The sequence below is a fragment of the Gammaproteobacteria bacterium genome (assembly GCA_013001575.1).
Taxonomy (GTDB): Bacteria; Pseudomonadota; Gammaproteobacteria; order Steroidobacterales; family JABDMI01; genus JABDMI01.
The window spans coordinates 1-9,854 of the sequence record JABDMI010000122.1 but is presented as its reverse complement, the minus strand read 5'-3'; the positions used below and the strand labels follow the sequence as shown (position 1 = coordinate 9,854).

The window sequence follows — 9,854 nt, the reverse complement described above, 5'->3', positions numbered from 1 at the left end:
CAGCCAAGGCCGACGAAGATGACAAAATACTTGGACTGGAGGGCGGGGCTGATGATTACATCACCAAACCGTTTTCCAAGCGCGAATTACTGGCACGGGTCAAGGCACAGTTACGCAGAAATAATGTAGTGGATGATGCCGAGTTGATAGTTGGAGATCTGAGTGTCAACCTGACCAGTCATCAAGTCACCCTGGCGGGCGAGGCTGTTCATCTTGGTCCGACCGAATACCGGTTGTTGGAGCATTTTCTCAAGCATCAGGACCGGGTGTATTCACGCGAACAATTGCTCAATCGAATCTGGCGTAATAATCCCGATGTGGATGAAAGAACCGTAGATGTGCATATCCGCCGTCTGCGTAAGGCATTAGCAGTCGCAGATTACGACAAATTCATTCATACTGTACGTGGTGCCGGTTACCGGTTCACGATGAAATAAAAACAGAAGAATAATTTTTCAATGCAAGCATTTATTGTATTTCTTAAGTCAGTATTACAAGTTGCGCTTGTCGGAATATTCGGATACGCGTTTGGAACTTACGCTGGCCATGCTCTGCTCGGATTAAGCTTGGCCTTAGGTGCCGGACTATTTTGGCAATTATTTTCAGGGCAAAGGCTTTTATTCAAAATAAGTGAAGATGAATCGTTATCGGAATTGCCTCTTACTCTCACTGATGCCGAATTATCAACAACATTTGCAAGTAAACAACGGGCACTAAAAAAAACCACAAAACGAAACAGGCGCTTGCAGAATATTCTGGATGAGGCAGCTGAAGCATCTCCATTGGGTTTGGTGATCGTGGACAGGGATAACCGGATACGCTGGATCAACAGCAAAGCCAGAAAATACCTTGATATTCGTGATCCGGAAGATATTGGAAAAAGAATTGAAACTTTCGTACATGAATTGCATTTCATTGCTAGTGAAGATAAAAAACAAACGGCTGGAGATAACAGTGAGCATCTCACTTCCATTGAGATCGACGGGACAGGCCAACAAAAATTACGTTTGCGTTTGAGTTTTACCAGATTTGCAAAACGCTACATAATGATCGCAGTCCAGGATGTGAGCAATTTTTATCGCGTGGATAGAATGCGACAGGACTTCATTGGAAATGCGTCCCATGAGTTGCGCACCCCCCTTACTGTTATGCGCGGCTATGTTGAAGAAATGCTTGAAGATGAGCAGATTCCCGACATTTGGAATGAGCCGATTGAGGTCATGGATAAACAAGTCACCAGAATGCAAAGCATTATTCAAGACATGTTGACATTATCAATGCTTGAAAGTCGCATGAGTCTTGCCAGCCAAGGAAAAGTGGAACTACTTCCATTACTCAAACAGATTAAAAGCGACTTATCGGCTGCCTTTGATTTCTCTCATGACGTTGCATTGAATGTTTCCGACACTCACTCGATAAAGGGCGAAGAAAGCGAATTGTATTCGGCCTTTAGTAATTTACTAAAAAACGCCATACTCTATTCACCAACTGGATCCAGCGTGAAAATTACTTCAGATTTGAGTGTTGACGGTCTCGATGTGGTGTTCACCGATCAAGGGTCAGGCATCCCTGAAGAAAGCATTCGACGTTTGACCGAACGTTTTTACCGGGTTGATTCAGCACGAGGGCGTGAACAAGGCGGTACAGGATTGGGCCTGGCTATCGTCAAACACGCCCTGATGCGTCATGAGGCGCAACTAAGGGTTTTGAGTGAGCTTGGACAAGGTAGCCAGTTCATTTGTCATTTTCCCAAACAGAGAATTGTATAAAGCAATTGATATAAAACCAATGTAATCAGTTACTTGCAGTACTATTCCAATCTTGTGAAAATACGCTAATCACCAGGGCCATAGATGTAAGGCTTGTCACAAAACTGTCATATTTCACGTTTACACTGCGCTCCATAAATTTACTTTCCTTTATTATGGAGCAATCAATGTTTACCAAGCAAAATCTCATGTCTACTGTTTTGACTTGTGCTTTGTGTGTGTTTACAAGCCAGTCAATTACAGCAACTGAACTTAAATGGAGTGATTCACTCAGTATTTCCGGTGACTTCCGTTACCGCATGGAAAAGATCGATCAGGAAGGTAGTGAAGAACGCGACCGCTCACGCTTGCGCGCCCGTATCAGCCTGGATGCGAAAGTGAATGACACCGTAAAAGTCGGTGTTCGTTTGGCTTCAGGGAATGACGACCCAGTCTCTACCAATCAGTCATTCGATAAATTTGCCTCAACCAAAGATTTTGGCTTGGACAGAGCATATGTTGCCTGGACGCCAGCTAAAGGCTCTACCATTGTCGCCGGTAAAATGGCAAACCCGTTCTACCTGCCAAACAAAAGCCTGCTGGTTTTTGATGGTGACTTGAATCCTGAAGGTCTTGCTTATAAATATTCCAATGCTGGCTTTTTTGCCAATGTTGGTCGCTTCAATCTGGATGAATGTTCCAGTTGTGATGATTCCTACATGACTGGTGGGCAAGTTGGTTATGGCTACAAAATGGGGAATGGCTCAAAACTGACTTTCGGTGCGAGTCTGTTCTCCTATGACCTGAACTCGGACGAAGTTGAGCTTCCGGATGCCTATTCTGTCACAGAGATTTTTGCAGATTACTCAACCAAGTTGGTGGGTCGTCCATTCGTTGTTTATGCAGATTATGCAGTCAATAGCGATGCTGACAAAGTCACCGATCAGCTTGCGGCACTTGGTATCAATGAAGATCTGGACGCTGGATACGAAGTCGGCTTTAAATACGGCAGTGCCAAGAATGCTGGAGAATGGCAGTTTGGGTATTTGTATAAGTCTGCTGATGCGCTTGCGGTCTTTCCGTTGTTCACCGATTCTGATTTCGGGGGCGGTGGTGCCGATGTAGACGGTCATGTAGTTAAGGTTGCCTATGCAATAAACAAGAATTTCACTGTTGGTATAAATCAATACGTTAACCAAAATAGTCTTAGTGCCGATGCAGATAATGATCCGCTTACCAATGCATTGGATTACAATCGCACCATGCTTGATTTTAAATTTAAATTCTAAGGAAAAACCATGGCAAACTTACTTTTAAATATTTTTGGCAGCTCACCAATCGCACCACTGCAAAAACACATGCAGCTGGCCAATCAATGCGCCAATAAATTACCTGAATTTTTTAATTCGGTAGTTGAAGATAACTGGGATCAGGCGACCAGTATTCAGTCAGAGATCAATGACCTGGAACATCAAGCGGATGAGATGAAACAGGAAATTCGCTCCCATCTACCCAAGCATTTATTAATGCCAGTTCCGCGGATCGATTTGCTTAATCTGCTACTGGAACAGGATAAAATCGCCAACACCACCAAGGATATTTCCGGACTGGTGCTGGGTCGTAAAATGCAGATTCCTGCAAGCATTCGTAACGAGTTTCTCGCGTTTATTAATAAGTGTGTTGAAACAGTTGAACAGGCAACGGTTTGTATCAAAGAACTGGATGAATTATTCGAAGTTGGTTTTCGGGGTCCAGAAGTTGATTTGGTAGGCAAACAGATTGATATGCTTGACCAACTGGAATCAGACACCGACGACATGCAATCACACCTGCGCTCGCTTTTGTTCAAAATTGAAAAAGAACTACACGCTGTCGATGTGATGTTCTTGTATAAGCTCATTGAGACTGCCGGCGATCTTGCCGATACGGCAGAGCGTGTTGGGCGTCGCTTACAAATGTTGTTAGCAAAATAACAATTCAATAGTCAATACATCCGACTAACAAACAAATTCATCAAACTAATTTTTTATTGGGGTATTACTTGTGGAATACATGACAGTTTATTTAATCCTTGCTGCCATTTTCGGGTTGTTTATGGCGTGGGGAATCGGGGCTAATGATGTTGCTAATGCGATGGCGACCTCGGTTGGTTCTAAAGCTTTAACCGTTAGAAATGCGATCATCGTGGCGGCAATTTTCGAATTCGCCGGTGCCGTCTTGGCTGGCGGGGAAGTGACCTCTACCATTCGCAAAGGCATTGTTGATCCGTCTCTTTTGTCTGGTTCACCGGAATTGTTGATCTACGGCATGCTGGCGTCTTTGTTGGCGGCTGGAATCTGGTTGCTGGTTGCCTCCAAGAACGGTTGGCCAGTTTCAACCACACACACCATCGTTGGCGCCATTGTGGGTTTTGCTGCCGTAGGTATCGGTGTGGATGCTGTGAAATGGGGCAAGGTCGGTACCATTGTCATGAGTTGGGTGGCTTCACCTCTAACCGCTGGCTTCATTGCCTTCATGCTGTTTAACAGCGTGCAATGGTTAATCCTACGTCACAATGACCCACTGGAGCGTGCCAAGCGTTATGTGCCCATTTACATGTTCATGGCAGGTTTCCTGATCACGCTGGTAACCGTGTTCAAAGGCTTGAAGCACGTACCGGCGGTCAAGGAAATGGATCTCTCGGCAGGACAAAGTTACGCCATTGCAGCAGTGGTGGGTGTCATCATCGCAGTTATCGGTAAATATTTTATTAACAAGATCAAGTCCGACCCGGAAGCGGAAAAAGAATTTCACTTTGTGACGGTGGAAAAAGTTTTCGGCGTGCTGATGATCATCACGGCCTGTTGTATGGCTTTCGCCCACGGTTCCAACGACGTGGCCAATGCCATTGGTCCGGTAGCGGCGGTTGTCAGCACGGCAACAACCGGAGTGATCGGCGGTAAATCGGCATTGCCATTCTGGGTACTGGTTTTGGGTGGTGCGGGTATTGTGATCGGTCTGGCAACTTTTGGTCGTTATGTGATGACCACAGTCGGAGAAAAGATCACCCATCTTACCCCCAGTCGCGGTTTTGCTGCCGAGCTGGCCGCGGCCATGACCATTGTCGTGGCATCCGGTACCGGCATGCCAATCTCGACCACGCATACCCTGGTCGGTGCGGTCCTAGGGGTTGGCTTGGCTCGAGGAATATCCGCGATCGATCTCTCGGTAGTTAAAAAGATCTTTATGTCCTGGCTGGTGACCATTCCGGCGGGCGCTATATTGTCGATAATTTTCTTCTTTATTCTCAAGACAATTTTTGGCGGGTAACAGGGATCTTAAGCATCCTGATAATAAAAAAGCGACTCAATTGAGTCGCTTTTTTATTTCTGCTTCAAAGAAAAAGAAGACTAGGGAGATTAACGCAAACCGGTCTCCAGTCTTGCGATCAACATGCGTTGAATCTCGGACGTTCCTTCGTAAATCTCGGTAATCTTGGCGTCTCTGAAGTATCGTTCGATCGGGAGCTCTTTGCTGTAACCCATACCACCATGGATCTGTACGGCTTGATGCGCAATGAACATAGCGGTTTCCGAGGCATACAATTTTGCCATGCTGCCGTGTAATGAATTACGACCGCCGGTGCGTATGGCTTCGTCTTTACCCCAGGCCGCTCTGTGGGTCAGCAGACGCGATGCTTCCAGACGCATGCGCATATCCGCGATCTTTGCCTGGGTCATTTGGAATGTGCCGATAGGTTTGCCAAACGCAATACGGTCTTTGCTGTACTGCACCGAGGCGTCATAGGCCGCTCGTGCGATGCCCAATGCCTGAGCGGCAATTCCGACCCGGCCTTCATCCAATACGGTCATGGCAATTTTGAAGCCTTGTCCCGATTCACCGATCACATCGGCAACATCGCATTTGTAATCCGTCAGTTCGATTTCACAAGTGGCCGATGCGCGTATACCCAACTTGGGTTCGGTCTTTAATTGATGGAATCCTTCTTTTTGGGTATCGATCATAAATGCAGTAGCACCACGACTGCCTTTATCGGGATCAGTCATGGCGAACAGAATAATGTATCGGGCAACAGGACCTGAGGTTATCCAGGATTTTTTGGCGTTAATGGTGTAGTAGGAACCGTCAGCAGACAACACCGCCTTGGAGCGCATATTGGCGGCATCCGATCCGGATTGTGGTTCAGTCAGCGCATAGGCACCAATTTCTTCCCCGGTGGCAATGGGTTTTACATACTTGAGTTTTTGCTCATGCGTACCAAAGCGCATAATGCCATTGTTATATAAAGAGTTGTTCACAGAGACGATTACGGAGTGCGAAGCATCGGCGGCGGCAATTTCCTCCATCATCAGGGCAAAACACATGGTGTCTAAACCGGAGCCACCGTATTCTTCAGGCACTTGAATGCCCATAAAACCCAGTTCACCGGCTTGTTTGATGGTTTTGCTCGGGAACTCGCCACTAATATCATGCTCGGCGGCAATAGGAACGATCTCGGATTGGGCAAAATCGCGTGCTGCCTCCTGGATCATAAGTTGTTCTTCAGTTAGGGTAAAATCCAATTCTTGTCTCCGATTACTGGCTTCGGCTGAAGCTTAAAAATTAGTCAAAAAAATAGTCAAATATCAGCAAAAAATTATAACATAATAGTCTTATCTAACTTTCTACTGGATCTGAATGAATACCCTTGATAACAAAGCGCTTGAGCAGCTTTTTCTAAACGCTCGAACCCATAATGCCTGGCAAGACAAACCGGTTTCAGATGAACAACTTCAAGAGCTATTCGACCTTTGTAAAATGGCGCCGACCAGTGCAAATTGTTCGCCCATACGCTTGTTGTTTGTGAGATCAGAAGCGGCAAAACAAAAACTCAAGCCGGCCCTGCAAGAAGGAAATGTCGAGAAAACCATGGCGGCCCCGGTAACGGCTATTGTGGCCTATGATCTGGATTTTTATGAACATCTGCCCAAGTTGTTTCCGCATACCAATGCAAAAAGCTGGTTTGAAGGTCGCGAAACACATATCAAGAATACGGCAATTCTCAATGGGAGTTTGCAGGGTGGCTATTTGATCATGGCAGCGCGCGCATTGGGTCTGGACTGCGGTCCGATGTCGGGCTTCAGTAAAAAGACAGTGAATGAGGCATTTTTTGCCAACACCAATATAAAAGCCAATTTTTTAATGAATATTGGCTATGGTGATGATGAAGGGTTGTTTCCGCGTAGTCCGCGTTTTGATTTTGATGACGTGTGTGAAATTATATAATTATGTCTATAAGCAAACAACAAGAAATTACCCAAGGCATCAGTATATTGCAGGCGCATGAATTACCGCCTTATGAATGTGTGCATTTTGATAACAAACCGATCGTGTTGTGTTGTGAGCACGCGAGTAACAAGATTCCAGAACAATTGAACAATCTGGGACTTGGCGAAGATTTCCTGGAAACACATATCGCACTGGATATCGGGGCTGGGGAATTATGCAAAAGAGTAGCCAGCCAGTTAGGCGCTACCGCGGTGTATTGCAATTACTCACGTCTGGTGGTTGATTGCAACCGAAACCTGAAAGACCCAACGGCATTTATTCCCGTGAGTGACCACATCATCATTCCCGGAAACCAGAATCTGGATCAGAATAGTCAACAACAAAGAGCCGATGCCATCTATCACCCGTATCACGCCAAAATGGCTGAAGAGTTAGCCAAACATGTGCATGACGGCAAAACGCCAGTGCTAATTGCGATACACAGCTTCACCCCTTCCTTGATTGACCAGGCGCCACGACCATGGCATGTGGGAATTTTGTGGGATAAGGATCCGCGTATTCCGGAAATGTTACTATCCGAGTTACAGGCAGAAGAGGGGATTATTGTCGGTGATAATCAACCATACTCCGGAAAACATTTTGCCGACTACAGCATGGACCATCATGCCGAGAAACAGGGTTTTGCCCATGTCTGCATAGAAGTGCGACAAGACCTGTTGCAAACCGAGGAGGGAATTCAGGAATGGTCACTGCGTTTGGGTCGTATACTGAACAAGGTTTTGCAGGATAAAAGGCATTATCACAAACTTGAATCTGATAGTAGCGAGTGACCATGACATGAAAACCACAAAACCGAGTTTAACCCTAGGCGTTGAAGAAGAATATTTTCTTGTGGATAAAACTTCACGTGATCTTGCGGTTGACCCGCCAAACGAAATTTTTTCTGAGTGTAAGAACTTGTTTGATCATCAGGTGAGTCATGAATTCATACGCTCACAGATCGAGATTGGCACCAAAGTCTGTAAAAACGTAGCCGAGGTCAGAGAAGATCTGATCAAACTGCGTGGTGGTGTGGCCAGAATTGCCAATCAGCACGGTTATGCCCCAATAGCCGCATCGACTCATCCATTCGCACGCTGGCAGGCGCAAAAACATACCGAGCGGGAAAGATACAATAACCTGGCAGAAGACATGCAAGCGGTTGCTAATCGTATGCTGATCGGTGGTATGCATATTCATTTCGGTATCGAGGATGAAGACTTGCGTATTGACCTGATGAACCAGGTTCTGTATTTTTTACCGCATCTCCTGGCATTGAGTTGCTCGTCACCGTTCTGGCATGGCACCAATACCGGGCTACAGTGTTACCGACTAACAGTTTTCAATGATTTGCCACGGACCGGCTTGCCCGCACACTTTGACAGCTTTGCCGAATTTGAAAGAAACATCGGAGCATTGGTGAATGCCAATATCATTGAAGATGCCACCAAGATCTGGTGGGATATTCGCCCCAGCGTGCGTTATCCAACCCTCGAATTACGCATTATGGACGTGTGTACCAATCTTGAGGACGCTCTCTCGATTGTTGCCTTGGCTCAATCTATCATGCACATGTTGTATCGTTTACGTCTGGATAATAAACGCTGGCGAGAATATCGCAAAATGCTGGTTTACGAAAATCGCTGGCGGGCCATGCGCTACGGAGTTACTGATAACTTGATCGATTTCGGTAAAGGTACACAAGTGCCCTATAAACAATTACTCGACGAAATGATTGACATGATCAAAGAAGATGCTGTTGAGCTGGGCTGCCTGACGGAAGTCATGAATGCCTATCGTATTTTAGAGCGTGGTACCAGTTCGCAACAGCAGACAGCGGTGTTTGAACAGTGCGTTGAGAAGGGTGAAAGTAAACAATCTGCTTTGAATTCGGTGGTTGACTGGCTGGTTGAGGAAACGGTGAAATTTTAGTAATTTAGCATTATTGCCTATCGGTGATTAGCTTATATGCCGATACATGCGGTGAAATTGCTTGCCAGCGTCCCCATTGAAGTTCCAAACAAACAATACAAACAGTCCAATGAATAAGAATAGTGACATTGAATTCAATAGGCGCCTGTCCATCGCGCCAATGATGGATTGGACCGACCGCCATTGTCGTTATTTTTTACGTCAGATCACGCAACAGTCTTTACTTTACACCGAAATGATCACGGCGCAGGCCTTGAAGCATGGCGATGTTGAACGCCATTTGTATTTTCGAGAGGAAGAGCAACCCTGCGCTTTACAAGTAGGCGGCAGTGATCCCGGCTTGCTTGCCAATGCAGCAAAGTTGGGCGAGGAGTATGGCTACAAAGAAATAAATTTCAACATCGGTTGTCCGAGTGAACGCGTGCAGTCGGGAAGTTTTGGTGCCTGTTTAATGGCGGAACCGCAATTGGTAGCCGAGTGTGTGGCCGCAATGGAGGCGGTGGTGTCGGTTCCAGTCACCGTGAAAACACGAATCGGTATCGACGATCAGGACAGTTATGAGTTTTTACATAAATTCGTCGACACTATTTCCAATCAATCAAAGTGCAATGTCTTCATCATCCACGCCCGTAAAGCCTGGTTGTCAGGCTTGAGTCCCAAACAAAACCGCGAGATTCCGCCTCTGGACTATGAACGTGTTTATCGTCTAAAGAAAGATTTCCAGAATCTGCATATCTCGATCAATGGCGGGATCACGTCGCTCGACCAGGTTGAAGAACATCTCAAGCATGTGGATGGAGTTATGGTTGGACGTGAAGCGTATAAGAACCCGTATTTTCTGGCTGAGGCCGATCAACGGATCTTTGG

At 46.1% G+C, this 9,854-nt stretch carries 10 protein-coding genes; 9 read left to right on the top strand and 1 reads right to left on the bottom strand.

Features of this window, described 5'->3' with window-relative positions; all coding sequences use genetic code 11:
* From HKN88_09675 to HKN88_09655, 5 genes are all read left to right on the top strand, one after another.
* Positions 1-437 (top strand): DNA-binding response regulator (locus HKN88_09675; GenBank protein NNC98325.1); only part of this gene is annotated, 437 nt, incomplete at its 5' end.
* Between the two features lie 21 nt (positions 438-458).
* Entirely contained in the window at positions 459-1,769 is a 1,311-nt protein-coding gene (gene phoR / locus HKN88_09670; GenBank protein NNC98324.1) for a phosphate regulon sensor histidine kinase PhoR, read from the top strand.
* 167 nt (positions 1,770-1,936) lie between these two features.
* The gene (locus HKN88_09665; protein ID NNC98323.1) at positions 1,937-3,037 is read left to right on the top strand and encodes a hypothetical protein; all 1,101 of its coding nucleotides are present in this window, start codon (positions 1,937-1,939) and stop codon (positions 3,035-3,037) included.
* Positions 3,038-3,046: 9 nt separating this feature from the next.
* Positions 3,047-3,721: a TIGR00153 family protein gene (locus HKN88_09660; GenBank protein ID NNC98322.1), complete on the top strand. Its 675-nt coding sequence runs from the start codon at positions 3,047-3,049 to the stop codon at positions 3,719-3,721.
* A gap of 70 nt (positions 3,722-3,791) precedes the next feature.
* The gene (locus HKN88_09655) at positions 3,792-5,057 is read left to right on the top strand and encodes an inorganic phosphate transporter (GenBank protein ID NNC98321.1); all 1,266 of its coding nucleotides are present in this window, start codon (positions 3,792-3,794) and stop codon (positions 5,055-5,057) included.
* An 89-nt stretch (positions 5,058-5,146) separates the two neighbouring features.
* On the opposite strand, the gene HKN88_09650 is transcribed toward HKN88_09655, so the two are convergent.
* Positions 5,147-6,310: an acyl-CoA dehydrogenase gene (locus HKN88_09650; GenBank protein ID NNC98320.1), complete on the bottom strand. Its 1,164-nt coding sequence runs from the start codon at positions 6,308-6,310 to the stop codon at positions 5,147-5,149.
* 115 nt (positions 6,311-6,425) lie between these two features.
* On the opposite strand from HKN88_09650, the gene HKN88_09645 reads away from it, so the two are divergent.
* From HKN88_09645 to dusA, 4 genes are all read left to right on the top strand, one after another.
* The gene (locus HKN88_09645; GenBank protein ID NNC98319.1) at positions 6,426-7,013 is read left to right on the top strand and encodes a malonic semialdehyde reductase; all 588 of its coding nucleotides are present in this window, start codon (positions 6,426-6,428) and stop codon (positions 7,011-7,013) included.
* 2 nt (positions 7,014-7,015) lie between these two features.
* A complete protein-coding gene (locus tag HKN88_09640) occupies positions 7,016-7,846 on the top strand; it encodes an N-formylglutamate amidohydrolase (GenBank protein ID NNC98318.1) in 831 nt (276 codons plus the stop codon).
* A 7-nt stretch (positions 7,847-7,853) separates the two neighbouring features.
* Positions 7,854-8,987, top strand: coding sequence for a carboxylate-amine ligase (locus HKN88_09635; protein NNC98317.1), 1,134 nt, complete (start codon positions 7,854-7,856; stop codon positions 8,985-8,987).
* A 109-nt stretch (positions 8,988-9,096) separates the two neighbouring features.
* Positions 9,097-9,854 (top strand): tRNA dihydrouridine(20/20a) synthase DusA (gene dusA, locus HKN88_09630; GenBank protein ID NNC98316.1); only part of this gene is annotated, 758 nt, incomplete at its 3' end.

What these genes read in the sequence shown, in the direction of transcription:
- phoR (NNC98324.1), top strand. Translation starts at nt 459, where the DNA reads ATGCAAGCATTTATTGTATTTCTTAAGTCAGTATTACAAGTTGCGCTT.
- HKN88_09665 (NNC98323.1), top strand. Translation starts at nt 1,937, where the DNA reads ATGTTTACCAAGCAAAATCTCATGTCTACTGTTTTGACTTGTGCTTTG.
- HKN88_09660 (NNC98322.1), top strand. Translation starts at nt 3,047, where the DNA reads ATGGCAAACTTACTTTTAAATATTTTTGGCAGCTCACCAATCGCACCA.
- HKN88_09645 (NNC98319.1), top strand. Translation starts at nt 6,426, where the DNA reads ATGAATACCCTTGATAACAAAGCGCTTGAGCAGCTTTTTCTAAACGCT.
- HKN88_09640 (NNC98318.1), top strand. Translation starts at nt 7,016, where the DNA reads ATGTCTATAAGCAAACAACAAGAAATTACCCAAGGCATCAGTATATTG.
- HKN88_09635 (NNC98317.1), top strand. Translation starts at nt 7,854, where the DNA reads ATGAAAACCACAAAACCGAGTTTAACCCTAGGCGTTGAAGAAGAATAT.